The 26,409-nt window shown below is 42.1% G+C and carries 22 protein-coding genes, 1 tRNA gene and 1 other RNA gene; 18 read left to right on the forward strand and 6 right to left on the reverse strand.

What is annotated here, in order from left to right:
• Positions 1-18 precede the first annotated feature (18 nt).
• From GKD17_RS07980 to GKD17_RS08020, 9 genes are all read left to right on the forward strand, one after another.
• A complete protein-coding gene (locus tag GKD17_RS07980) occupies positions 19-444 on the forward strand; it encodes a hypothetical protein (protein ID WP_007838131.1) in 426 nt (141 codons plus the stop codon).
• Between the two features lie 141 nt (positions 445-585).
• Positions 586-1,230 carry a DedA family protein gene (locus tag GKD17_RS07985; protein ID WP_007838133.1) on the forward strand — a complete coding sequence of 215 codons (645 nt, stop codon included), beginning with the start codon at positions 586-588 and terminating at the stop codon, positions 1,228-1,230.
• Positions 1,231-1,269: 39 nt separating this feature from the next.
• A complete protein-coding gene (locus GKD17_RS07990) occupies positions 1,270-1,917 on the forward strand; it encodes a DUF47 domain-containing protein (protein ID WP_007838136.1) in 648 nt (215 codons plus the stop codon).
• Positions 1,918-1,933: 16 nt separating this feature from the next.
• Complete coding sequence (locus GKD17_RS07995) at positions 1,934-2,953, forward strand: inorganic phosphate transporter (protein ID WP_007838138.1); 1,020 nt, start codon at positions 1,934-1,936, stop codon at positions 2,951-2,953.
• Between the two features lie 133 nt (positions 2,954-3,086).
• Positions 3,087-3,449: a hypothetical protein gene (locus GKD17_RS08000; protein ID WP_007843819.1), complete on the forward strand. Its 363-nt coding sequence runs from the start codon at positions 3,087-3,089 to the stop codon at positions 3,447-3,449.
• Between the two features lie 48 nt (positions 3,450-3,497).
• Positions 3,498-5,657 (forward strand): TonB-dependent receptor, encoded by a 2,160-nt coding sequence (locus GKD17_RS08005; protein ID WP_007838140.1) that lies wholly within the window; start codon positions 3,498-3,500, stop codon positions 5,655-5,657.
• The gene (locus tag GKD17_RS08010) at positions 5,654-6,148 is read left to right on the forward strand and encodes a DUF4625 domain-containing protein (protein WP_007838141.1); all 495 of its coding nucleotides are present in this window, start codon (positions 5,654-5,656) and stop codon (positions 6,146-6,148) included. Before GKD17_RS08005 ends, GKD17_RS08010 begins: the two co-directional genes overlap by 4 nt.
• 267 nt (positions 6,149-6,415) lie before the next feature.
• Positions 6,416-7,702: an O-acetylhomoserine aminocarboxypropyltransferase/cysteine synthase family protein gene (locus GKD17_RS08015; RefSeq protein WP_007843825.1), complete on the forward strand. Its 1,287-nt coding sequence runs from the start codon at positions 6,416-6,418 to the stop codon at positions 7,700-7,702.
• A 261-nt stretch (positions 7,703-7,963) separates the two neighbouring features.
• Entirely contained in the window at positions 7,964-9,463 is a 1,500-nt protein-coding gene (locus GKD17_RS08020) for an L-lactate permease (RefSeq protein WP_007845005.1), read from the forward strand.
• Between the two features lie 35 nt (positions 9,464-9,498).
• Here GKD17_RS08020 and GKD17_RS08025 read toward each other — a convergent pair whose 3' ends face one another.
• Positions 9,499-9,882: a DUF3037 domain-containing protein gene (locus GKD17_RS08025; protein ID WP_007838147.1), complete on the reverse strand. Its 384-nt coding sequence runs from the start codon at positions 9,880-9,882 to the stop codon at positions 9,499-9,501.
• On the reverse strand, positions 9,860-10,642 hold the full coding sequence (locus tag GKD17_RS08030; RefSeq protein ID WP_007843829.1) for a HipA family kinase: 783 nt from the start codon (positions 10,640-10,642) through the stop codon (positions 9,860-9,862). Before GKD17_RS08030 ends, GKD17_RS08025 begins: the two co-directional genes overlap by 23 nt.
• A gap of 240 nt (positions 10,643-10,882) precedes the next feature.
• Here GKD17_RS08030 and GKD17_RS08035 point away from each other — a divergent pair, with 240 nt between their 5' ends.
• From GKD17_RS08035 to GKD17_RS08075, 8 genes are all read left to right on the forward strand, one after another.
• Positions 10,883-11,056 (forward strand): histone H1, encoded by a 174-nt coding sequence (locus tag GKD17_RS08035; RefSeq protein ID WP_005843810.1) that lies wholly within the window; start codon positions 10,883-10,885, stop codon positions 11,054-11,056.
• A gap of 148 nt (positions 11,057-11,204) precedes the next feature.
• Positions 11,205-15,602 (forward strand): DUF5113 domain-containing protein, encoded by a 4,398-nt coding sequence (locus tag GKD17_RS08040; RefSeq protein ID WP_032936715.1) that lies wholly within the window; start codon positions 11,205-11,207, stop codon positions 15,600-15,602.
• Between the two features lie 29 nt (positions 15,603-15,631).
• Complete coding sequence (locus GKD17_RS08045; protein ID WP_007843833.1) at positions 15,632-16,360, forward strand: DUF5932 domain-containing protein; 729 nt, start codon at positions 15,632-15,634, stop codon at positions 16,358-16,360.
• A complete protein-coding gene (locus GKD17_RS08050; protein WP_007838162.1) occupies positions 16,350-17,057 on the forward strand; it encodes an AbgT family transporter in 708 nt (235 codons plus the stop codon). The genes GKD17_RS08045 and GKD17_RS08050 overlap by 11 nt, the downstream gene beginning before the upstream one ends.
• A 78-nt stretch (positions 17,058-17,135) precedes the next feature.
• Positions 17,136-17,209, forward strand: a tRNA-Arg gene (locus tag GKD17_RS08055).
• 209 nt (positions 17,210-17,418) lie between these two features.
• Positions 17,419-17,727 carry a hypothetical protein gene (locus GKD17_RS08065; protein WP_007838164.1) on the forward strand — a complete coding sequence of 103 codons (309 nt, stop codon included), beginning with the start codon at positions 17,419-17,421 and terminating at the stop codon, positions 17,725-17,727.
• Between the two features lie 259 nt (positions 17,728-17,986).
• The gene (locus GKD17_RS08070) at positions 17,987-19,384 is read left to right on the forward strand and encodes a glycoside hydrolase family 28 protein (protein WP_007838166.1); all 1,398 of its coding nucleotides are present in this window, start codon (positions 17,987-17,989) and stop codon (positions 19,382-19,384) included.
• Positions 19,385-19,560: 176 nt separating this feature from the next.
• Positions 19,561-20,910, forward strand: coding sequence for a mechanosensitive ion channel family protein (locus GKD17_RS08075; protein ID WP_007838168.1), 1,350 nt, complete (start codon positions 19,561-19,563; stop codon positions 20,908-20,910).
• Positions 20,911-21,441: 531 nt separating this feature from the next.
• Here GKD17_RS08075 and GKD17_RS08080 read toward each other — a convergent pair.
• Both GKD17_RS08080 and GKD17_RS08085 read right to left on the reverse strand, forming a co-directional pair.
• Positions 21,442-23,094, reverse strand: coding sequence for an AMP-binding protein (locus GKD17_RS08080; protein WP_008652358.1), 1,653 nt, complete (start codon positions 23,092-23,094; stop codon positions 21,442-21,444).
• Positions 23,095-23,100: 6 nt separating this feature from the next.
• Positions 23,101-23,676 (reverse strand): helix-turn-helix domain-containing protein, encoded by a 576-nt coding sequence (locus tag GKD17_RS08085; RefSeq protein ID WP_007838175.1) that lies wholly within the window; start codon positions 23,674-23,676, stop codon positions 23,101-23,103.
• A 204-nt stretch (positions 23,677-23,880) separates the two neighbouring features.
• Between GKD17_RS08085 and GKD17_RS08090 the strand changes: the two genes are divergently transcribed.
• Entirely contained in the window at positions 23,881-24,483 is a 603-nt protein-coding gene (locus GKD17_RS08090; RefSeq protein WP_005843829.1) for a riboflavin synthase, read from the forward strand.
• Between the two features lie 133 nt (positions 24,484-24,616).
• On the opposite strand, the gene GKD17_RS08095 is transcribed toward GKD17_RS08090, so the two are convergent.
• Positions 24,617-25,945 carry a YihY/virulence factor BrkB family protein gene (locus GKD17_RS08095; RefSeq protein WP_007838176.1) on the reverse strand — a complete coding sequence of 443 codons (1,329 nt, stop codon included), beginning with the start codon at positions 25,943-25,945 and terminating at the stop codon, positions 24,617-24,619.
• A 25-nt stretch (positions 25,946-25,970) separates the two neighbouring features.
• An RNA gene (rnpB, locus tag GKD17_RS08100) (RNase P RNA component class A) lies at positions 25,971-26,340 on the reverse strand.
• Positions 26,341-26,409 lie beyond the last annotated feature (69 nt).

Genomic DNA, 26,409 nt, shown 5'->3' on the forward strand with positions numbered 1-26,409 from the left:
TTTATCTTTGCAGCCGCTATGACAAAGTATATATATTTTTTTTATATCTTGTTAGGTGTATGTCTGTTGGCGGGCTTTGGTTCCGCATTTGGTAGCGGACAGGAGCACGATGTAGTTCGTACAGTTGATTTGGAAAACAGTGCGGTGGCGTTGTGCAACATATCTGAAAGCAATAACGGGCAGGAAAAAAAAGAGATAAATAATGAAAGCTACCATTTTTATAAAGTCGGTATCGGCGGTGCAGCTACTTCTTTTTCTTTTCGCACCTTGTGCTCCTCCAAAATTCTGCGAACTCATTCCTCTGCTTCCGTCATAGCCAAGTTGGCTAGATTCTTGAAAGTACTTCTTCCTGAAGAAAAACAAATTTCTTTTTCACCTATTCTTTATTTTACCCAATATTCCAGTGAATACTATATTTATCAGTTGAGGCGTATTCTTATTTAGCTTATTTTTCTTTTCGGCAAGGCCTATTTTTTTATGCCTTATATTTCTTTTGTTTTTATATTTTCATAATGGGAACTGGGGTGGATGCTTGTTCCTTTTATGAATGGTGTTATATGTTAATGTATTAATAACTAATGTATAATGGAATTTTTATTGGACTTTATACTTCACATTGACCAATATATGATAGATATTGTTCAAGAATATCATACTTGGGCTTATGTCATACTGTTTATAATCATTTTTTGCGAAACGGGATTGGTTGTCACTCCATTCCTCCCCGGAGATTCTTTGCTTTTTGTCGCGGGAGCTATTTCGGCTTTGCCCGATATGCCTTTGGAGGTTAATATTCTCGCTTTGGTTTTATTTATTTCGGCTGTGCTGGGCGATTCCTGTAATTATATGATAGGACACTTTTTTGGACGTAAACTTTTCAATAATCCCGATTCCCGTATATTTAGGCAAAGTCATTTGGAAAAGACACATGAATTTTATAAAAAATACGGAGGAAAGACAATCATTATTGCCCGTTTTGTACCTATAGTCCGTACATTTGCTCCTTTTGTTGCGGGTATGGGTAAAATGCATTATTATTATTTTATGGTGTATAATCTGATAGGGGGAACTTTGTGGGTCGGTATTTTCTGTTATGCCGGTTATTTTTTCGGCGATCTTCCATTTGTACAGAAGAATCTGAAATTGCTGATTGTGGCTATTATTGTCGTTTCTATATTGCCTGCCGTCATAGAAGTAGGCAGGAATAAGTGGAAAACTCGCAATTACTAAAATCAAACATATCAAAAACAATTTATTCAAATTACATTTATGAAAAATTCTTTTTTTAGTCGATTCACACCTCAGGAACCTAAGTTTTTCCCTATGTTGAAACGTTTGTCTGAAATCCTGACCTCATCATCGGATTTATTGGTAGAAAGCATGCAGCATGATAAGCCGGAAGAGAGAGCGAACTATTATAAACGCATCAAAGATATGGAACGTGAAGGTGACAAGCAGACTCATTTAATTTTTGACGAATTGGGAAAAACTTTCATAACCCCTTTTGATCGTGAGGATATTCACGATTTGGCATCGACTATGGATGATGTAATAGACGGGATTAACAGTTGCGCCAAACGCATAACGATCTATAATCCCCATCCCATTGCTAATAGTGGAAAAGAGTTGAGTTTGTTGATACAGCAAGCGGCTGTTTATATAAGTAAGGCAATGGATGAATTGGAAATTTTCCGTAAAAAGCCTACTGAATTAAGAGCATGTTGTACAAAATTGCATGATATTGAGAATCAAGCGGATGATGTATATGAACTCTTTGTTAAGAAACTATTTGAGGAAGAAAAGGATTGCATAGAACTGATTAAGATCAAGGAGATAATGCATGAATTGGAGAAAACGACCGATGCGGCAGAACGGGTAGGGAAAATCTTGAGAAACCTGATTGTGAAATACGCATAAAAGCAGAAAGTACAACATGGAATTATTAGTGATTATTATTACGTTGGCTTTGATTTTTGACTATATTAACGGATTTCATGATGCAGCCAATTCAATAGCCACCATTGTGTCAACCAAGGTTCTTACTCCGTTCCAAGCGGTGATATGGGCGGCATTTTTTAATTTTGTTGCGTTCTTTATTGCTAAATGTATAATCGGAGGGTTCGGAATAGCCAATACTGTATCCAAGACAGTAGTGGAACAGTATATTTCCTTGCCGATTATTCTTTCAGGGGTTATTGCAGCTATTGTATGGAATCTGTTTACATGGTGGAAGGGGATTCCTTCTTCTTCTTCGCATACGCTGATTGGAGGTTTTGCTGGTGCTGCTATTATGGCTCATGGTTTTGATGCCATTCAGCTCAATATTATATTGAAGATTGCTGCTTTTATCTTTTTGGCACCATTTATAGGGATGGTTGTTGCCTTTGGATTCACGTTGCTTGTCCTCCACATTTGTCGTCGTGCACATCCGCATACGGCTGAGATGTGGTTTAAGAAATTGCAGCTTGTTTCTTCGGCTTTGTTCAGTATTGGTCATGGGTTGAATGATTCCCAGAAGGTAATGGGTATTATTGCTGCTGCCATGATCGCCGCTCATTCGGAAGGGTTAGGAATGGGGATAAATAGTATCAATGATTTGCCGGATTGGGTGGCATTTTCTTGTTTTACTGCCATTTCTTTAGGAACGATGTCAGGTGGATGGAAGATTGTGAAAACCATGGGAACTAAGATTACCAAAGTAACTCCTTTGGAGGGGGTTATTGCGGAAACTGCTGGAGCATTTACATTGTATCTGACAGAATATCTGAAAATACCTGTAAGTACGACCCACACCATTACAGGAGCTATTATCGGGGTGGGCGCTACTAAGCGTCTTTCAGCCGTCCGGTGGGGAATAACAAGAAGCCTGATGACGGCTTGGGTGTTGACTATTCCTGTCAGTGGAATATTGGCCGCTGCCATTTACGGAGTGGTTGGTCTCTTTTTAGGATGACCGGATTGTAGGCTGTTCTAGAAAATAAAGATCTGCCGTGACCGAGGTGACTGGGAAGCTACCTCGGTTTTGTATATGTACCTATTTGTAGGTAAAAAGTGGATGAAACAGATAATAAATATAAAATGTTATTGTGATTTTGTTATTTGTTTCTATTTTTGCAGTGGACTTACTGAACACAAAAATGAGAGAAAACGCAAAAGGCAGGATTTTTATAGCATGGCTGTTGTTTATGACGCTTATGCCATTTTTCATGGTGAAGACTTTTCACTACCATGAAGAAGATGCTGTTTGCCATTCTGATAGTGGAAATTCTCATGACTCCTCTCATCAGTGTCCCGTGTGTAACTTCACACTTTCACCTTTTACGCAAGTTGAAACATTACAACTTCATATTGTTCTTCCGGTTTTTGATTATCAGCCGGAAATAACGGTGGATAAGGTTTGCCAGGTTAAATCTTATCCTTATTATCTACGTGCGCCTCCCGTTTGCTGATTTACATAGTATCTTTTATTTATTCACAACATCAAATGATTGTAATTTATGCGTATCAGATATGTTTCGGGTACGCTGGGAATGTTTTTTGCCTTGTATTCAAATGCACAGGTAGTTTCTGATACGATTAAAAGTGTAGATTTATCCGAAGTGGTGGTGACGGGATCTTACCGACATGCTCAGGAGAAAAAGACTACCCTGACACTTGAGTTGTTTCAGAAAGATTATTTGAACCGGCATTTTACCGGTAATTTGGTACAGACTTTGAAAAATGTTCCCGGTGTACACTCGATGGATATCGGTGCGGGGTTCTCCAAACCTATGATTCGTGGTTTGGGATTCAACCGTATTGCCGTATCCGAAAATGGAATAAAACAAGAGGGGCAACAATGGGGAGCCGATCATGGGCTGGAAATTGATGCTTTTAATGTGGACGAGGTACGGATTCTGAAAGGTCCGTCTTCACTGTTCTACGGTAGTGATGCGATGGGAGGTGTCATCGAAATCCTTCCTTTGCTGCCACAAAAAGAGAACCGGTTTTTTGGTGAGGCTGCCTTATTGGGAAAATCAGTGAACGGCACTGTGGGCGGTTCACTGATGCTAGGTATTGAGAAGAATGCATGGCTGGTCAGAGTACGTTTCTCAGAACAGCACTATGGAGATTATCATGTACCGGCAGATACCATTGTATATCTTACCCAGTTGGTGCCTGTTTACGGTCATAAGCTGAAAAACACCGCTGGGTTCGAGCGCAATGTTTCTGCCATGGGAGATTATAGAAAGAAGTTTTATCAGATGAATATTGCTGTGAGCAATGTTTATCAGAAGATGGGCTTCTTTCCTGGTGCTCATGGCATTCCTGATATTTCCCGTTTGGAGGATGATGGGAACAGCCGTAATATTGACTTGCCTTATAGCAAAGTGAACCATCTTAAAGTAACCACGCATCAACAGTATCTTTGGAATGGGGTACAACTTTCAGGTGATTTCGGCTATCAGTTCAATCATCGGGAGGAATGGAGTGCTTTCCATACCCACTATGACACTCAGGTGATGCCTGCAAAGGATCCGGATAGGGAACTGGTGTTCAAACTGCATACATTCAGCTCCTCTCTGAAGCTGCGGTTGTTCAATTCCTCTTCCTGGGAGCATATGGCAGGGTGGAATATGCAGATACAGAAAAATGCGATTGGCGGATATTCTTTTCTGCTACCGGAATACAAGCGTTTTATTACCGGAGCTTTTTGGCTGACGACTTTCCGACTGGATAATCAGTTGTCTGTAACTGGTGGGATACGTTATGATCGGGGAAGGATTGATATAACAGCATTCGAAGATCCTTATTTGGTGGAGTATCTACACAGACAAGGATATGAAGAAGAGGTAATACAGGCATATCGTTGGCGAAGTTATCCGGTGGACAGGGCTTATGGTAATTACTCCTGTTCGGCGGGAGTAGTGTGGACACCCGCTGCCGGTCATCTTCTGAAGATGAATGTGGGACGTAGCTTCCGTTTGCCGGGGGGCAATGAATTAGCATCCAACGGAGTACATCACGGAACTTTCCGTCATGAAAAAGGAGATGCCACTCTTTCTTCGGAACAAGGATGGCAGATTGATGCTTCCTATACCTTGGCTTATAAAAAAATGGAACTGGTTGTTTCATCTTTTGCCGGTTGGTTTGATAATTATATTTATTTGCGTCCTACGGGAGAATGGTCTGTATTGCCCCATGCCGGACAGATTTATCAATATAGTGGCGCACGTGCTTTGTTCATGGGTGGTGAGATAAATTTCAATATGGATTTTCTACGTCATTTTAATTATCGTTTGGTTGGTGAGTATGTCTATACTTATAATCGTGACGAACATACGGCTTTAAGTTTTTCACCTCCTGTATCCATGCGGAACATTCTAACATGGAATAAAAAGGATTTTCAGTTGTATGCTGAATTTCAAAGTATAGCTTCACAGAACCGTATAGCGAGAAATGAAGACCGCACATCCGGAGCTTGTTTGATTCATCTGGGTGGGAGTATTCATATACCTATGGCCAAGGCGGATATTGAAATATCTTTGGGTATTCGTAATTTGTCGGATGTGAAATATTACAATCATTTGAGTTTTTATAGGAAAGTGGAAATCCCTGAACCGGGAAGAAACTTTCAGATTTCGATTAAAGTACCATTTAAACAATTATTAAAATGAAAACAAAATTTTATTTTCTTGTAATCAGCCTATTGGCTATATGCTCTGTTTGTCTGCCTGCGTGTGATAATGATGAAAAAGGGGATGTAACAAAGCCCGTGATCGATTTGGTAGAACCCGAAGAGGGAGCGGTGTTGAAAATTGGTAATGAGAAAGGGGTACATTTTGAAATGAATTTGTCAGATGATGTGATGTTGAAATCGTATAAAATCAATATTCATAATAATTTTGACCACCACGGACATGATTCCCGGGCAGCCGGACAGAAAAACATAGCTTTTACTTTTGACAAGGTATATGATGTTTCCGGTTTGAAGAATACAAAAGTACATCATCATGATATTGTTATTCCGGCTGATGCTGCTCCCGGAGATTATCATCTGATGGTATGGTGTACCGATGCGGCGGGCAATCAGACAGAAGTGGCTCGTAATATTGTCTTGAGTGCGGACGGAGGTACTGAAACGGAACATGATCATGACCATGAGTGATCTTTTGTATCAATCGTATTGTGTGTATTAATTGTCTGATGGCGGTCGATGTGAATCGGCCGTCACTTTATTTTGTTGGATGTCGCCAAAGAATAATTTTCTTCCAGGAGGTAGTAATCCGTTTGTAAATAGAATATTTGTTCTGTAAATAGTGATGATTGTAGCTCTATTTTCTTTATTTTTAGTATATCTTGTTTGATATAACTACCTTTAATACCTTTGCAACAGGTAAAAACAGAAATATATAACTCTAAAAAGATAAAGATTATGGCTACAAAAAAATTACATTTCGAAACATTACAACTTCACGTAGGACAGGAACAACCAGACTCGGCTACGGATGCTCGTGCAGTTCCTATTTATCAGACTACATCTTATGTATTTCATAACTCGGCACATGCAGCCGCACGTTTTGGTTTACAAGATCCGGGTAATATTTATGGGCGTCTGACTAATTCCACTCAAGCTGTTTTTGAACAGCGTGTGGCTGCATTGGAAGGAGGAGTGGCAGGACTTGCCGTAGCTTCCGGGGCTGCTGCCATTACTTATGCGTTTCAGAACATTACTCGTGCAGGTGATCATGTTGTAGCTGCAAAGACTATTTACGGAGGTACTTATAACCTGCTGGCTCATACGTTGCCGACTTATGGTGTGACTGCTACATTTGTGGACCCTAGTGATCTTTCTAATTTTGAGAAAGCTATTCAAGAGAATACAAAGGCGGTGTTTATCGAGACTTTAGGGAATCCTAATTCGAATATTATAGATATAGAGGCTGTGGCGGAAATAGCACATCGCCATCACATACCTTTGATTATTGATAACACTTTTGGTACTCCTTATCTAATTCGTCCCATTGAGCATGGAGCGGATATTGTGGTACATTCCGCTACAAAATTTATTGGTGGTCATGGAACTTCACTGGGTGGCGTGATTGTTGATTCAGGTAAATTTGACTGGGTGGCATCAGGTAAATTTCCTCAACTGACAGAACCAGATCCTTGCTATCATGGGGTGCGTTTTGTAGAGGCGGCAGGTCCGGCCGCTTATGCTGTCCGTATTCGTGCTATTTTATTGCGTGATACTGGCGCGACTATCAGTCCGTTTAATGCTTTTATTCTGTTGCAGGGATTGGAGACACTTTCATTGCGTGTGGAACGTCATGTAGAGAATGCGTTGAAAGTGGTGGAGCATTTGAAAAATCATCCGAAGATCAAGAAAGTAAATCATCCTTCCTTGCCGGAACATCCTGACCATGCTCTGTATCAGCGTTATTTCCCCAATGGAGCCAGTTCTATTTTCACTATCGAGGTGAAAGGTGGTCAGGAAGAAGCACATCGTTTTATCGATAGTCTGGAAATTTTTTCTTTGTTGGCCAATGTCGCTGATGTGAAGTCATTGGTTATCCATCCTGCCAGTACCACTCACTCTCAGTTGAATGCGGAAGAATTGGCGGAACAGGGTATTTATCCGGGGACAGTGCGTTTATCAATAGGTACGGAACATATAGATGATTTGCTGGCCGATTTGGATCAGGCATTAGCTGGAATTTAATAAGATATATTAATAGAATAAGGAATATTACTACAATATAAAATCAATATATGGATAAGAAGTGTATGCCGGAGGTTTGTGTAAAGATACATTATACATGCTTCTGGCATTACTTTATTTTTACTAATAAAAAAGGATAGATCATTAATCCAAATAGGATTCTTTTTTGTTATTAAAAAAAGAATCTTTGCGGAAGTGGGGTTTCAAAGGCTTAATTTAAGAGTTTATGGATACCGTTTCTTTAACTTAAATACAATGGTTATGAATCTAGTCCTTGCTATTATTCCGGTATTGCTATTAATTATCCTGATGGCGTTTTTTAAAATGTCCGGTGACAAAAGTAGTGTGATTTCCCTTGTCGTTACTATGCTGATTGCTTTTTTCGGCTTTCATTTTCCGGTAGATGATTTGCTGTTTTCTTTTCTGTACGGTGCATTGAAAGCTGTTTCTCCTATTCTGATTATTATTTTGATGGCGATATTCAGCTATAATGTTTTATTGAAGACTGAAAAAATGGAGATTATCAAGCAACAGTTTTCTTCTATTTCTACCGATAAAAGTATTCAGGTATTGCTGTTGACATGGGGATTTGGTGGCTTGCTTGAAGCTATGGCAGGATTTGGTACGGCAGTGGCTATACCGGCGGCGATTCTTATCAGCCTCGGATTCAAACCGGTATTTTCGGCAACAGTCAGTTTGATTGCCAATAGTGTGGCTACTGCTTTTGGGGCTATTGGTACACCGGTCTTGGTATTGGCGAAAGAAACGAATCTGGATGTATTGGTGCTAAGCGCCAATGTCGTGTTGCAGCTTTCGGTACTGATGTTTCTCATTCCTTTCGTATTGCTGTTCCTGACCGATTCGAAATTAAAATCCTTACCTAAAAATATTTTCCTGTCTTTGTTGGTCGGTGGTGTCTCATTAGGCAGCCAGTATATTGCCGCCCGCTATATGGGGGCGGAGTCTCCGGCTATTATTGGAAGTATTTTATCTATCATTGTTATTGTAGCCTATGGCAAACTGACTGCTTCTAAAGAGGAAAAAGCAAGGAAAAGCACATTGAAAGGGCTCGAGGTACTGAACGCGTGGAGTATCTATCTTCTTATCTTGTTCTTGATTATTCTGACTAGTCCGTTGTTTCCCGGTTTGCGTACAACACTTGAAAATAATTGGGTGACCCGTATCAGTCTTCCGATTAATGATTCAACTATGAATTATACGGTTTCTTGGCTGACCCATGCGGGAGTTTTACTTTTTGTGGGCACGTTTGTCGGTGGGCTGATACAAGGAGCCAAGATATGGGAGCTGTTTGCTGTACTCTGGAATACGGTAAAGCAGTTAAAGAAAACTTTTATCACGGTAATTTGTCTGGTGAGTTTGTCCACTATCATGGATACGGCAGGTATGATTTCAGTTATAGCCACTGCTTTGGCGGTTGCTACAGGAAGCCTTTATCCGTTGTTTGCCCCTGTTATTGGTTGCCTGGGTACCTTTATTACGGGCAGTGATACTTCTTCAAATATTTTGTTCGGCAAATTACAGGCTAATGTGGCCGGGCATATTCAAGTAAGTCCCGACTGGTTGTCGGCAGCCAATACGGTGGGGGCGACAGGTGGAAAAATAATTTCTCCGCAAAGCATCGCTATTGCCACTTCTGCCGGAAACCAACAGGGAAAAGAAGGGGAAATCCTAAAATCCGCCATTCCATATGCACTGGCGTATGTGGTAATAACCGGAGTGATTGTTTATATTTTCAGCTAATCTTTTCCGGTACATAGGGTGCGCCGGACGATAGCTTATAGTACCAATTCCTTGAACAACTGTTGTAAGGTAGCATCCAGGTTCATGGAAAATCCGGGATGAGGCCGTGAAGTCTGTATACAGGCACTACGTACAGCGGTCAGCCAACGGAACCGGTCCGGAATTTCCATTTGTGCTATGCTTCCTCCCTCTTTCTTTCCTTGGCATACCTTATCAAATACCTGTAGTGCATTCTTTAGGCATTCCATATCTACTTCCGTAGAAAATACTCGCAACTTCTGTTCATTCAGTACATAGATTGCATTCAGGTATCTGGCTTGTTTGGAGAACAAGACTATTCCTATATTAAGAAACTCCTCACGCTCTACTTTGGGGACAAAGCGGATTACTGCATATTCATATAAGTGCTTTTCTGGCATTTTGTGCTTCTTTTACAAATAGTTCGGAATGGTGAACCCTTTCTTTTAAAAAATGAAAATATACCTCTCTCAGATCTTGTATTGTTTCTCCTTCTTCTGCCCAAGTAAGCCAGTCATCGGGTATGGCATCTGTTATTTCCTGTAGTTTTTCTTCGGTCAGTATTTGTTTGAACCGGTTATCCGCTTCTTCCAACTGGCTGGCATAAGGCAGAAGTACATGGTCTTTTATTCTTAGAAAAGGATTGACAGCCTGTTTCTGCCAGTTTTCCCATGAATGATGAAAGTAAAGTGCTGCGCCGTGATCTATCAGCCACAGTTCTTTATGCCACATCAGCATATTGGTATTCTTGATGGTACGGTCTACGTTGGTGAGCAGAGCGTCCAGCCATACTACTTGTGAAGCGGTTTGTACGTCTACCTGATGTACGATGGGGTCAAAAGTCAGTGCGCCCGACAAGAAATGAAGTCCTAGATTCAGCCCACGGCTCCATTGCAACAAGTCTTGTATCTCTTCATCTGCTTCTGTCCGGCCAAATGCTTCGTCCAGTTGCAGAAAGACGATTTCGGGTACGCGGAAATGAAGGGCACGGGCTATTTCTCCACCTATCAGTTCAGCGATAAGCGCCTTGGTTCCGTGGCCTGCTCCCCTAAATTTGACGACATATTTAAAATCATCATCCGCTTCGGCCAATGCGGGCAAGGAACCTCCCTCACGCAGGGGCATAATGTAGCGAGTGACATTAACTGTACGTAAATCCATTTAAACCTCCTTGATTATAGGGAATAAAGATACGATGTTTTTGGGTATTAGGAATAAAAATAGTCCGTAAATTGGGAATTATAGCACTAATTTAGCATTTAAGACACTTCCAAATCTGCTGAAATATGCTGCAACCAGGGATAAACTGTTGAAAAATCGTAAAAAAAGAGATAGATAGGAGATTTATTGCCAAAAAAGAATTTAATTTGAACAGTTTTATAATTTATAAAAAAAAAGAACATGAACGAATTAATTGCTAAAATCAAAGAATTGAACGAAGCTTTTATGTCTGATGCTGCATTGCAGATTGAAAAAGGTAACAAAGCTGCAGGAACACGTGCGCGTAAAGCATCATTGGAATTGGAAAAACTGATGAAAGAATTTAGAAAAGCATCTTTGGAAGCTTCTAAGTAATCTTTTATTCGTCTTTTAAAGATTTTTATAAGCCATCCTTCGGGGTGGCTTTCTTATTTTCTACTAAGTTTTGCTTTTATTTCGGGGGATAATTGATATTTTTGTATTTTTATTGGTGGGTGGTTAACCTAAAGGAGAAGGGATGTTTATGAAGAATATGTGTCTATTGCCTGTATGGGCGGTTTTATTGATTATAGCAGGGACTTTCTTTTCTTGTGAAAAGAAGAAGGATATGGCTATATACCGTCAGGCGGATTCTTTGAACTTGCTTTCTTATCATATGCGCTATAAGAATTTGGACACAGCGTGTAAAGCAGCGCATGACGCCTACAAACTGGCGGATGGATTCCCCTCCCTGCGTGCCGGGGCATTGAATAATCAGGGTTTCTGCGCCTTTATCCACATGGACTTTGAAAAAGCCGAAGATCTTTTTCTTCGCGTATATGAGGAGTCAAACAATGAATTGGAATGTCTGATAGCAGATATCGGTATGATGAAAATTTGTCAGCGTACCGCCATGAACAAGGAGTTCTATGATTATCGTAACAGTGCGTTACGGCGTATGAAACGTATCAGCGATGATCGTTCTGCTATAACTGATCCCGGAGAGCTGGAACGGCTTAATTATGCCCGTTCTGAGTTTTCCATTGCTTCTGCCATTTATTACTATTATTTGCAGCAGGAACAGCAGTCCTTGGAGGCGATTAATGAAATAAAAGTAGACGAGGCGCTGGAAAGTGATACTGCCCAATTGCTCTATTATTATTATATGAAAGGGTCTGGCGGTATGTATGAAGCGGATACACCGCAGGATGTGGTATTGGGTGAGTTTAACTATCTGATAGAATGTCTGGGTATCAGCAGGGAACACGGGTATATCTATTTCGAGGCGAATGCATCTCAGGCAATGGCGGAATTGCTGAAAGAGAGGAAAAACTTCGATTTGATTATGGAAAGGCGTCCCAATGTGATGCGTGCCATCAATAGTGAGGATTTGCCGTGGGAGGAACTGATCATGCGTTTTGCCTGGCAGGCTTTGGATTTGTTCAAACAATATGGAGATTTGTATCAGATTTCGGGTACATACCGCACTCTGGCATCGTGCAGCAACGAGCAAGGCAGGTATGAAGACGCGCTGCATTATTTGTCGGAAGCACTGGGGTACGTCAACCGGCATCACGAGAAATATTACCATTGTACGGATACTACGGATAGACTTCGTCCGTATGTTCCCATGGCTACCACTTCCATTGAACTGGAATGGATTAATGATGACGGTATAAAAAGTGTCCCCGAATGGATTGCCCGTTTCCGTGAACAATTGAGTGTAACATATGCGGCGTTAGGAATGAAACCCCAGTCGGATTACAATCGTAATATTTATCTGGATATTCTGGACTACACTCGCCAGGACAAAGAATTGGAGAGCCGTTATAATGCGTTGGAGAAAGAATCGGAAGCCTTGAACGGACTTCTGGTGGTAGTGGTGATTGGTATCGCTGTTCTTATCATTCTATTTTGGATATTGAATAAAAGATGGCGTGTGCGGAATGCTCTTTACATTGATAAGTTGAAACGTACTTTGGAAATATGCCGTAAGATAACAGCTTCCGTGCCGATTGATGCAGAGGAGATAGAGGATGTGACAAAAGCGGTAGTAACCTCAGTGAAAGAAGATATTCTTTCATTGGTGGGAGCGACGGACTTCCGTATTGTGACTGAGAATGGAGAAGAGAAAGGGACACCGGGTGAAGGGATTTGTACAAGTTTTATCTTGAATATTCCGGGCAGGGAACAACCTTTGGGTAAGGTGCATCTATATTCGGAGCATAAAATGAAGAAAGATGATAAAGCACTGATGCAGGTCATTGCGCCCTATATTTCGTGGACACTGGAGAACGGACTGGCTTTCATTTCGCTGGGTGATGAACGGAAACGGTTGGAAAAGGAGCACTATGTCCATGAGCAGCATTTGGCGGAGAATAAACGACAGAATCTGGTGAAAAAAGCCTGTCTGTTCATTGTCACGGGCATTATGCCTTATATAGACCGCATCATGAATGAAGTGCATAAACTAACCGCACACAACTATATTCAGAACGAAGAAATAAAAAAAAGCAAATACCGTTATATCGACGAACTGATTACCCGTATCAATGAGTATAATGATATTCTGGCCTTGTGGATTAAAATGAGGCAGGGAACACTGAGCTTGAATATAGAGAATTTTGATTTAAATTCCCTTTTCGATGTACTGGTAAAAGGGCGTAAGACTTTCGAGATGAAACAACAAACCCTGACCATAGAGCCGACTACCGCCATTGTAAAAGCGGATAAGGCACTGACGCTTTTCATGATAAATACATTAACGGAAAATGCCCGTAAATATACGCAACCGGGAGGACATATTTCCGTTTATGCGCAGGAAACAGAAACTTACGTGGAAATTTCGGTGAAAGATGACGGTCCGGGCCTTTCGCAGGAAGATGTGGAGCGTATTCTGAGTGAGAAAGTCTATGATTCGGGTAAAATAGGATTGCAGACCAGTGAAGATATCAGCGAATTGCAGAAGAATAAAGGCCATGGTTTCGGTTTGATGAATTGCAAAGGTATTATTGATAAATATAAGAAGACCAATGAAATCTTCCGTGTCTGCCTGTTCCGAATAGAAAGTGAATTGGGAAAAGGCAGCCGTTTCTATTTCCGTCTGCCTAAGGGAGTACGTAAAGTGTTGATGTTGGTACTAATTGCCTTTCTTCCTGTCTTGACTGGATGTGATGAGAGGAGGGAGAAAGACGGGAAAGCGGAACAACTCACTCTTAATGATTCCATTCAGCGATATGATAAATTATTGGCTGTTGCGAATGAATATGCATACGATGTTTACAATTGTAACATTGATGGACTATACCAACAGGCATTGTGTTATGCGGATAGTGCTCTACATTGTTTGAATAAGCATTATATTATGTATTCGGGCAGCAAAGGGCCTTTGTTGGAATTGGAAGGAGAGGGGGCTGCAGCGGATTTAGATTGGTTCAACCGGCATTTTGATACCGATTACTATGCCTTGCTGGATGTTCGCAACGAGGCAGCAGTCGCTTTTTTGGCTTTAGGTAATCTGGAGGCTTATCGTTATAACAATAATGCTTATACGGCGCTGTACAAACAAATCAGTGAGGACACCTCATTGGAGCAATATTGCCGTCAGATGCAGCTTTCTGCCAATAATAAGACGGTGGCTATCATTCTTTGTGTGGTTATTCTGTTGGTATTGCTGGTGGGTTATTATATTCTGTATTTCCGCCACCGTTTGATTTATCGTTATAACTTGGAACAGGTGTTGGAAATCAACAAGCAGGTGTTTTCGGCCTCTTTGCTTGACGGAAGAACCGACCGGGATATTGCTGCAAGTCTGGTCAATGATATGTTTGAGACGGTGAATGAGTTGCTGCCCATTGATGTGTTGGGCGTAGCGGTTTATAGTGAAGACAACCATAGCTTGAATTATGCTTTTTCACCGGTGGAGGATGAGAACGAAGAAATGCGTGAGATGATGGCCCGTAGCTTTGACGCGAAGACATCTTATTGGCGTGAGAAAGATAGGTTAAAGTGTTTGCCCTTGTGGGTGGAAGCAGGTAACGAGAATCGTTGCACGGGTGTGCTGGCATTGAAAATCGCTTTGCCTGTGGAGCGTGAGGACGACCGCTTGATGTTGGAGCTTGTGGCCGGATATGTAGCCATCATTGTATATAATGCAGTGGTACTGATGGCACAGAAATATCGGGATATAGAAAGTGCGCAGGATGATGCGCGCCGAGCTATACGGGAGGAAAACCAGTTGCATGTGCAAAATTTGGTATTGGACAATTGCTTGTCAACCATTAAGCATGAGACAATCTATTATCCTAACCGGATAAAACAGATTATCGACAGGTTGAACACCCGTCAGGCAGGAGAAAACGAAGCTGTGCAAGTAGAGACGATTGGTGAGTTGATCAGTTATTATAAGGATATATTTACTTTGCTGAGTTCATGCGCCGCACGTCAGTTGGAAGAAATTACTTTCCGCAGAGGTGTTATGAAAGCCGGCGAGCTGGCCGATTATGCGGCACGGTATATAAAACGTGCTGGAAAACGTATGCCGCATCGGGTAGAACTGAGGACGGAGGTGGAACATGTTTCCGTACTGGGAGATGTCATTCAGCTGAAGTTTATGTTGGAGAATCTGATAGATGAAGCGCTATCATACGAGGTGGATGGCCTTTTGGAATTGTGTATTTATAAGGATAAGGATTTTGTGCGGTTTGATTTCCGCGATACGCGTCGCGAAAAGTCGCAGGAAGAGTTGAACTTGTTGTTCTACCCACATCTGTCTCGTATGAAGCAGGGGCAGGAAGGAGTTCTGACCGGTACGGAATACCTTATTTGTAAGCAGGTGATTCGTGACCATGATGAATTTGCCGGAAGACGCGGTTGCCGTATCAATGCGCAGCCTGCCGCTGAGGGAGGGTTCACCGTATGGTTCACCCTGCCTGCCCGTTGAATGTAGAATGTAAAAAAACAATGCATATTATGGAGAATAATAGATTTAAAGTCATCATTGTAGAGGATGTCAAACTGGAATTAAAAGGAACGGAAGAGATATTCAGACACGAAATTCCAAATGCGGAAGTCATCGGAACGGCCATGACTGAGAATGAGTTTTGGGAATTGCTGAAAGTGCAGTTGCCCGATATGGTTTTATTGGACTTGGGCTTGGGGGGATCGACTACCATCGGTGTGGAAATCTGTTCTTCTTTACGGAAGAACTATCCGGATATGAAGGTGCTGATTTTCACTGGTGAGGTGTTGAACGAAAAGTTATGGGTGGATGCGCTGAATGCGGGTGCGGATGGTATAATCCTGAAGACGGGAGAGTTGCTGACTGCCACAGATGTACAGGCGGTGATGGATGGTAAGAGACTGGTTTTCAATTATCCCATTCTGGAGAAAATAGTGGCACGTTTCAAGCAGTCGGTGGCTCAGGAGCAGCGTAGGCAGGAAGCTGTCATCGATTATGATATTGATGAATATGATGAGCGTTTGCTTCGCCATCTGGCCTTGGGGTATACCAAAGAAATGATTACTAATCTGAAAGGGATGCCTTTCGGGGTCAAGTCCATAGAGAAACGTCAGAATGAATTAATAAACCGTTTGTTCACATTGGATGAAAGAAATGGTGTCAATGCCTGTCGCTTGGTGACCCGTGCTTTCGAGTTGCGGATTCTTGATATTGATAATTTGGAACCGGATGAAGAGTAAATATTATTTCCCTCATACCGCTACTGTATTTTTTCTGCTGACAGTAGCTGTAGCCTTGTTCTCATGGATAGGAAGTATTTATGGGCTGGGGAAGGTGCAAAGCCTGCTCAGCCCCGAAGGAATCCGGTGGGAATTGAGGCATGCTATGGGGAATTTTGTCCAGACACCGGCATTGGGCATAGTAATGATGCTTTTTTTAGGGTTCGGCATTACGGTTCATTCCGGGGTATGGGGCACGTTGGGGAGAATAGTGAAAAGAGGAAAGCCCATTTCCCGTAAGGAAAAGCGTGCGTTGATATTGGCAGGTTGTATGCTGCTTGTTTATATCATAATGATTATTGGCACCACTTTTGCCCCATGGACTATGTTGCGTAGCGTGACGGGATCTCTCACGAATTCTCCGTTTCAAAAAGGGATTTATTATCTCATTTCGTTTGGTGTGGGATTATCGGGTATGGCTTTCGGCTATGCATCGGGACGTTTTCGGGATGATAAGGATATAATAAGAGGGATGTCCTGTCTCTTTTCTCGTTTTGCCGATTACTTTGTGGTGCTTTTTTTTATAGTTCAGTTCTTTTCCTCATTGATGTATACGAATTTGGTGGAATGGGTTGGAATAGATTCATATATAGTGTCTTACGTTTTTCATATTTGTTGCTATTTACCTTTCGCTTGGATGTTGAATAGAAAAAAATAGGTTGTTAATGCAAAAAAAGTTACGGATTCTTTTGGTAATTTCAATAAAAACCGTACCTTTGCACTCGCAATTAAGGATGGTTCCGTAGCTCAGCTGGATAGAGCAACGCCCTTCTAAGGCGTGGGTCTTGCGTTCGAATCGCAACGGAATCACATAAAGAAACTGTATCTCTTTCGGGGGTACAGCTTTTTTTTATGGAAATATTTAAAAAGGATTCATCTAAAAGCGGGGCTATGGAAAAGATCTTGTCCATATCTCTAAACCTTTCCCATTGGATAGTTAAGGGTTTTCTTCCTGCTTGTTCTATCTCCGCAAGCCTTTGGAGTTAACTCCATAGCCTTTGGAGATAACTCCAAAGCTTATGGAGATAACTCCAAAGCTTATGGAGATAACTCCAAAGCTTATGGAGATAACTCCAAAGCTTATGGAGATAACTCCAAAGCTTATGGAGATAACTCCAAAGCTTATGGAGATAACTCCAAGGGCTATGGAGATAGAATACATCCGTATAAAAAGGTTTAACCTGGAAAGAGAAAAGGCTTATGCAACAGGGACGGATGCAATACATTGTTGTTTAATTCCGATGGCGGGTTATTACTTTTTCTCAGTTTCTTCGTCCTTTGGACCTCACGGCAGCGGAAAGATTGAACCGGTTAAAAAGTCATGTTAACCCTTTTTGCATGCAGAAGATGTATATACTGAATCTAAAGAAAGGTATGAACCGGAAAATAAGAAGTAGTTCCCGTTAAATTTCTACTATCCCTTAGAAACGGAACTTTCTTCTTTTCTGAACAAAAAATCCCACTCATTCGTCATATTTTCCTCTTTTACATCAGAATATATTTGTACTTTTGGTCCGGATGCCCCAAGGAAAGAACATTTTCTTTGTCAGGCTTGTCTGAAAATCATAAATAAAACAACTACCGACTATGACAACACAAAAGTACAAAAGCCTATTGGTGATAATATGGGCACTATGGGCTTTTCATCCTTGTTTGGCTATTGACGATGTGCTCCGTACAGCCAAACGTGATGCTATTTTAGCACAAATTACAGGAGCCGTTCGTCCGAAAAAGCAGATTTCACTTATTTCGTTTGGTGCGAAAGGAGATGGGAAAAAAGATTGTAAACCTGCATTTGATAAAGCGATGAAGCGTGCTGCCCATATGGGAGGAGCACATATTGTGGTTCCCGCAGGGGAATATCTTTTGAATGGTCCTATTCATTTTGTAAGTAATGTATGTTTGGAACTTCAGGAAGGGGCGACCTTGAAATTTTCATCTGAACCGGCTTTTTATCTCCCTCTGGTGAAAACCAGTTGGGAAGGAACTTTCCTTCAGAATTACAGTCCTTTTATTTATGGATATCAGTTGGAAAATGTTTCCATCATCGGCAAAGGAGTGATAGATGGAAATGCGGGGACTACTTTTGCCACTTGGAAAAGTAAGCAGAAGATAGGGCAGCAGCTTAGTCGTGAAATGAATCATAAAGAAGTGCCGGTAGCCGAACGGAACTTCGGTGAGGGGTATTGGTTGCGTCCGCATCTGGTGCAATTCTTTGATTGTAAGAATATTACAATTGAGGATGTGTTTATTACGAATGCGCCTTTCTGGTGTATTCATTTACTGAAATCGGAGAATATTATCTGCCGTGGCATACGTTATGATGCAAAATTGGTCAACAATGATGGCATCGACCCTGAGTACACCCGTAATTTGCTGATTGAAAATATTGAATTTAATAATGGAGATGACAATGTGGCCATTAAATGCGGACGGGATAATGACGGATGGAAAACCAGTTGTCCTTCGGAAAATATTATTATTCGTAACTGTAAGTTCAAAGGGCTTCATGGTGTGGTGTTGGGCAGTGAGATGTCATCGGGAATACAGCATGTTTTCGTAGAGAATTGCACTTACGGAGGCTATTGTAAACGAGGTATTTTTATCAAGACGAATCCGGACCGCGGAGGTTTTATTCGTGATATTTATGTGAATAATTGTGAGTTTGGTGAAGTGGAGGATCTTTTTTATGTAACTTCCATGTATGCAGGCGAGGGGATGGATAACCATCATTTTACTGAGGTGCATGATATTTATGTAAAGGATTTGAAATGCAAAAAGGTGAATGTAGCTGCATTGGTGCTTCAAGGTACAGAGGCAAAGCCTATTTATAATGTGACTTTTGATAACGTGGATGTGGATAAAGCAGGGATAGGTCTTAGTTTTTCGAATACGAAGACAATTGGGGTTTCTAATTGTAATTTGGGAGGTTATGTTGGGGTGCCGTCTACAGCCAGTGCGAAAGATGGTATATTCAATAAATAGATTTGTTTGACTTCTTGGTTCACTTCGCCGATTCCTTGAGAAAGTCTTGTTACGCTGGAATGACAGAGTAAAAGGAAAGCAGGAAACTGTTTTCGGACAGACTGGGGAGGATTTTTCATCCCTCAGCTAAACAAATGTTTTTATAGATGGTTCTATAAGTAAAAAAGACGATAATTATGAATACAAATGAATTTGCCCGAATTTTATTGACTTGGATTAAGAGTTTTCTATCATGGATAGGCATCCCGCGCGATAGGTTGAATGAACTGGATGAGATTATTTTCTTGATCCTGATTGTAGTTATTGCTTTTGCTGTAGGAGCTGTATTTCATTATTTATCTGTGCGTTTCACACGGAAGGTGTTGAAATATAAAAATATCAGTTTTTTAAGTTCGTTGATAGAATACAATGCTTTGCGGAAAATGTCTGCGGTCATTCCGCCGCTTATTATATCCGCTTTGTTGCCGTTTGCGTTCGATTATCGTTCTACTTGGTTTACTGCCAGTGAAAAAATCACTTGGATTTATTTCTTTATCGCTTTGTTGTTTTCGGTCAATGCCGTGTTAAATTCGGTGGGTAATGTGCTGATGAACAAGGAGCAGTTACAGAATCGTCCGATGAAAGGTTTCATACAAATCTTTCAAGTGATTTTTTCGTGTATTGCCATCATTGTCATCATTTCTATATTGATTAATAAGTCGCCTCTCAATCTGATTACCGGACTGGGTGCTTTTGCTGCCGTGCTGATGTTGATTTTCAAAGATACCATCCTTGGCTTTGTGGCGGGGGTGCTGCTTTCCGAGAATGATATGGTGCATATCGGCGATTGGATTGAGATGCCTCAGAATAATGTGAATGGGGTGGTGATGGATATCACTCTGAACATTGTGAAGGTTCAGAATTTCGATAATACTATTGTCACTATACCTCCTTATTCATTAGTTTCCGGTTCATTTATCAATTGGCGTGGGATGACTGAATCGGGCGGACGGCGTATTATGCGCGAGTATGCGTTGAAACTGGATTACATACAACCCTGTACTCCTGAATTTTTGGAGAAAATGAAGAAGTTTGATGCTGATTTGGCCGACTTTATCACAGAAAAGCAGAAACAGGCGGCCGAAGGAAAGGTAGCGAATACTGACAATCCGGCCGGATTGGTAAATGGAACCATTGATACGAATGTAGGGCTGCTTCGTGCTTATATGACTCTCTATCTGAAGCGCCATCCTTTTATCAGTAAGGACCTGTTGCTGATGGTACGCACGTTGGCTCCTACGGAGAATGGTCTGCCTGTACAAATTTATTGTTTCTCGGCCAATAAGAACTGGCCTAGTTATGAATCTATCCAGGCGGAAATCATGGAGCATTTTGTTTCTGTTCTTCCCGAGTTTGGATTGTATCCGTTCCAGAATCCTACTGCCAGAGATTATGTAATCAGTGGTTTGATAGAGTCTGGCAAGGACCTTTCTACTGTAGACGGAATTCCTTGGCATTCGGTCTTGCCAAAGGAAGAAAAGGTATAGTTAGGGATTTAAACATTTATTAATGACTTGCGGTTGAACAATTCTTGTTGCCGCCGTGTTATATAAATGTGTTTTTCATAGTATTAGATTAAAGGTTGAAGATTGCAATCGGCTTGAGAGAAGTAGTTGCATCTGAAGTAGAAGCGTCTACTATAAAAAATATAGAAAGGTTGTTCCTTACGGGACAGCCTTTTTGTTTTGTTAAAAGAAACCATTCGCATTAACTTGAAATGTTAAAGGATTTGTTGCTTTTATTAAACAATACTATAATTTTTCCTTAACGCTTCCTTAAATTTGCAGATAGCAGGAAAGTGCGTATATTTGTATGTGTGTTTTTCATAGTATTAGATTTAAGGTTAACAAAAGGTTGGAGCAAGGCGTTGCTCCTTTTTTTATGGAATAACGTGAGGCTTACATCTGCTGTCCGGTTCCGATACCCAATACAGAACCACAGAGAAGAATCCGTGCAATGTATTCCTCTCCGTGACTGTGTAACTTAATTCTGCTCTTTAATGCAAGGAGAAGGCTGAATTAAATAATCTCGATGCCTTGCTTCCGGCATAACTCCAATCCCACATCCTTTAACTTGAATTTCTGTATCTTTCCGCTGCCCGTCATAGGGAACTCATCAACAAAGAAGATATATTTAGGAATTTTGTAACGGGCTATCTTGCCATCGCAAAAGTCACGTACATCGAATTCGTTCATTTCCACCCCTTCGTGCAAGATGATGAATGCGCCTACCGCTTCTCCGTATTTCTTGGAGGGGATACCGGCTACCTGTACATCTTTTATTCCTTCCATCTGATACAGGAACTCTTCTATTTCCCGTGGATAGATATTCTCTCCGCCACGGATAATCATGTCTTTTATTCTTCCTGTGATACGATAATTACCTTCTTCGTCTTTCACTCCCAAATCCCCTGAGTGGAGAAAGCCGTTCCGGTCTATCACTTCGGCGGTTGCTTCGGGGTTTTTGTAATACCCCTTCATGGTGTTATACCCTTTGTTGCACATCTCGCCTTGTACGCCTATGGGACATTCTTCGCCTGTTTCCGGATCGATCACTTTTACTTCCGTAAACTCGAAATCACGGCCCACTGTGTTGCAGCGTACATCAAACGAATCGTCGATGCGGGAGGCTGTCATGCCGGGAGAAGCTTCTGTAAGCCCGTATACACTGGTGACCTTCATAAACATTTTCTCTTCTACACGTTTCATCAGTTCTACCGGACAGAGTGAGCCTGCCATAATGCCGGTACGCAGACTGGACATATCGAACATATCAAACATGGGATGGTTCAGCTCGGCAATGAACATGGTAGGAACCCCGTATAAGGCCGTGCAGCGTTCCTTGTGGACGGAGGCAAGTACCAGCAGTGGGTCAAAGCGTTCCACCATTACCTGCGTACACCCGTGTGTAAGGCAGTTCATGGTGGCTAACACCACTCCGAAGCAATGGAACAGGGGTACGCAGACACATAGTTTGTCATCGGAAGTGAATTTCATGTGCTCGCCCGTCAGGAAACCGTTATTGCTGATGTTGTAATGGGTGAGCATGACTCCTTTGGGGAAACCGGTCGTGCCCGAAGTGTACTGCATGTTCACTGTGTCGTGGCAGTCCACCTTCGCTTTCGCTTCCAGCAGCTCGTCATCGTCTATGTTGCATCCCAGAAGCAGAATCTCGGCGGTGTTGTACATACCCCGGTATTTCTCGGGGCCGATGTAAATCACGTTCTTCATGCAGGGGAAGCGTTTGCTCTTCAGATATCCGCGCTGGCTGGTCTTTAGTTCGGGCAGCATGGCGTAGACCATATTTACATAGTCGTCATTGCCACGGTCTCCGTTTACGATACACAGCGTGTGCATGTCCGAGTTCTGGCAGAGGTATTCCAGTTCTGCCTGTTTGTAGTTGGTATTTACTGTTACGGCCACGGCACCGATTTTGGCGCAAGCGTACAGAAAGGTCAGCCAGTCGGGCACATTACCCGCCCAGATTCCTACATGGGTTCCCCGCTTCACGCCGATGGCTAGCAGTCCTTTGGCCATGTGGTCTACACGTTCGTTAAATTGTTTCCAGGTGAAGCGCAGATTACGGTCGGAATATACGATATATTCTTTATTGGGGGTGGTGAGGGCCCAATGTTCAAGCCAGTCACCAAGGGTTCTTGTGCTTAATTCCATCATAAATCAAATAGGGGTATAGATAACGGCCAATATTTTGGCGGCTTGTCCTTGATATCCGTGTACGTGGTGCGGAACAATAGAATCATAATAAATACTGTCTCCGGCTTTGATCAGATGGCATTTTTTACCGTGGCATACTTCGATGGTGCCTTCCATGACATAGATAAACTCTTCGCCTTCATGCGAGGAGAGCGAGAAGTGGGTTTCCTCTGTCGGTTCTACGTCCACGATGAATGGTTCCATATGCCTGTCCGCTTTTGATTTTGACAGTGAGTGGTAGCGCATATGTGTACGCAGGTCCATTGCATTGTTCGAGAAACTGATGGTATCCTCACTCTCTTGTTTCCGGCAGATTACTGCTCCTTGTTCTTCCTGGTCGTCCAGAAAAGTGCCCAGACGTACCCCTAACGCACGGGCTATCTTGATGAGGGGAGCCAATGAAGGAAGATCTACATTATTCTCTATTCGTTCTATTTGTTCTTCGGCAAGGCCTGAGCGTACGGCCAGTTCGGCTACACTGATTTCTTTTGTTTCACGTAGTGATTTTATTTTTTCACCAACAATCTTTGTGCTGTCCATGGTTTGTTTTTAATAAGTTTGCAAAGTATAAAGTGCAAATATATAATAAAAAAGAATTGGACAGTCTATTTTTGTTCTGAATATGTAAAAAAGGTAAGTTAGTGACGAATTGCCGGTCATTTATCATTAATAGTCGGTAAGTTTCGAATATTTGTGTTTTTTGTTCTATCTTTGTTCTCGAAACTTAATTAAAGACTAAAACTTATGTTCTCAGGGATTGTAGAAGAATATGCGGAGGTGGTGCGTATTGTAAAGGAGCAGGAAAATCTGCACCTCACCTTGAAATGTTCGTTTGTGGACGAACTGAAAATAGACCAGAGTATCTCTCATAACGGCGTGTGCCTGACTGTTGTCAGTTTGCAGGATGGCACGTACACGGTTACCGCCATGAAAGAAACGATAGAGCGTTCCAACATCGGCTTGTTGAAAGTGGGAGATAAAGTGAATGTGGAACGCAGCATGATGATGAACGGGCGGCTGGACGGTCATATTGTGCAAGGGCATGTGGATCAGACTGCCGAATGTATGGATATAAAGGATGCTGAAGGGAGCTGGTATTTTACTTTCAGATATGCGTTTGACAAGGAAATGGCGAAGCGCGGTTACATCACGGTGGACAAAGGCTCGGTTACGGTGAACGGTGTGAGTCTGACCGTTTGTAACCCTACGGAGGATACTTTCCAGGTTGCCATTATTCCTTATACTTACGAACATACCAATTTCCATACTTTTAAAGTGGGAAGCATTGTGAATATAGAGTTTGATATCATCGGCAAATATTTAAGCCGCATGATGCAGTTCTCCTGATTCTTTCACCGCAGGTTGCACAGATGATTGTTAAAGATGAAAAAAAGGTTCTTTGTGGAAATCCGGAATTATCTGCATCGGCTTTTGAACAAAAAAAGAATCTGTGCAATCTGTGGTAAAACAAATATCAGAGTTATAAATCTTTTAGCAATATCTTACTGGTGCTTTTATAATATTCTTCGCGGGCATTGGTCAATGCCTCCCAAGGACCGCTATATCGTTCCCGGTCTATTTTGAAGGCTTCTGTTCCGGCTATGTCCAGTCTGTTCAGCAGCATAGCCACGTTCATCCGGTTGATATCTACTGACGGCAAATAGCCTATGCTTTCATCGTCACCGTCCATAGAAGTTTCGTAAACCATGTGCATGTCTTGTAGTTCGTATAGGATTTTCTTAGTGAGTCTTATCGGGATTTTATGTTCGTCGCTGAGTGTCTCGGCGGTATAAGGAGTCTCTTCCGTTTCAAATCGTTTGCATATCAGAGACATGATGAGGATGCACAGAAAGTCGTGATAACGGCGGCTGATATTTGCCGTCTCTTTGCTGAAACTGTAGTTGCGAAGATTCTGTGCCACATAGCAAAGCTCTGCGCCATACAGGCAGATTCCCCATGAAATTTGCGCCCATAACAAGAACATTGGAATAGCGGCGAAACTACCATAGATTGCATTGTATCTTGATACCCATATCTGACTGCCGATATACAAGTATTGAAAAGCCTGAAAGGCAGTGCCTGCGATGATACCCGGAATGATGGCATATTTCAGTTTCACTTTAGTATTGGGCATAAAGACGAACAGCCCCGTGAACATGGCCCAAGTCAGGATGAAAGGAACCAGGCGTACCAGAAATTTCATCAGGGGTGCCAGTAATACGAAGTCCTCCATGTTTTTCACCATGGTGGACATAAAGATGGTAAGACCACTGGAAAGTACGATAAGTAGGGGTAACAAGAGCAGGATGGAGAAATAATCCGTCATTTTGCGATACAGCGTACGGGGTTTCTTCACTTGCCATATATAATTGAAGGTACGTTCTATGTTATAGGTTAGGCTCAAAATGGTCCAGAACAACATTACCAGACCCACTCCGATAAAAACCCCGCTTTTGGCGTGCACCAGATAAGAGTCAATCAGGCCGAGAATGGTTTCGGCAGCCGCACTCTGTCCTTCAAGACCGCTACGGAACTGGGTTTCCAGCAGGTTGGAGAAACCAAATCCACGTGCGATGGCGAATAGAATGGCCAGAATGGGAATGATAGAAAGCAGGGTGCTGTATGTCAGTGCGGATGCTTTATTCAAAATACGTCCCTGAGTGAACTCACGAATAGAAAGAGTGGCGATTTTTATTGCATTATAGAGTATTCCTCGGGATTTGCTAACCTCGTCTTCTGTCACTCGCCATATATCATCTTTGAGAAACGATTGCAGACCTTTCAGTTTTTCCTTGTTCATGGTACTCATAAGCTCTTTATTAGGATATATGAAAAAAAGCAGCCGGCCTGTAAGCCGGGTTCTGTTCCTCGCCTTGCGGCGAAGTGCCTGCCATTTATCTACGCCTGTTGTCACCAACAGGCTCTAGCGGTCTACCCTCCGACGTGGGGCGAGCAACCCTCATAATGTCGGTTTACATGACCTTACAACTCCTAAGACGTACAGCCCGTCATGTCACCATGCGGCTGGTGGGCTCTTACCCCACCTTCTCACCCTTACCCCGTTTCCCGTAGGAATTGTGGCGGTTGTTTTCTTCTACGTTACTCCACCTTCGCAGATGGCTTTCTGTTAGGAAGTAGGATGCTCTGCGTTGCCCGGACTTTCCTCTTTCGCCTTGCGGCGTCAGCGGCAGACCGGCCGGCTGCTTTTAAGTTTACAAAGATAGCGATTTTAGGTTAAACGTAGGATAATAAAGCGGAAAAAAGTAAGAAAAT

This window comes from Phocaeicola dorei (assembly GCF_013009555.1).
GTDB classification, from domain to species: domain Bacteria; phylum Bacteroidota; class Bacteroidia; order Bacteroidales; family Bacteroidaceae; genus Phocaeicola; species Phocaeicola dorei.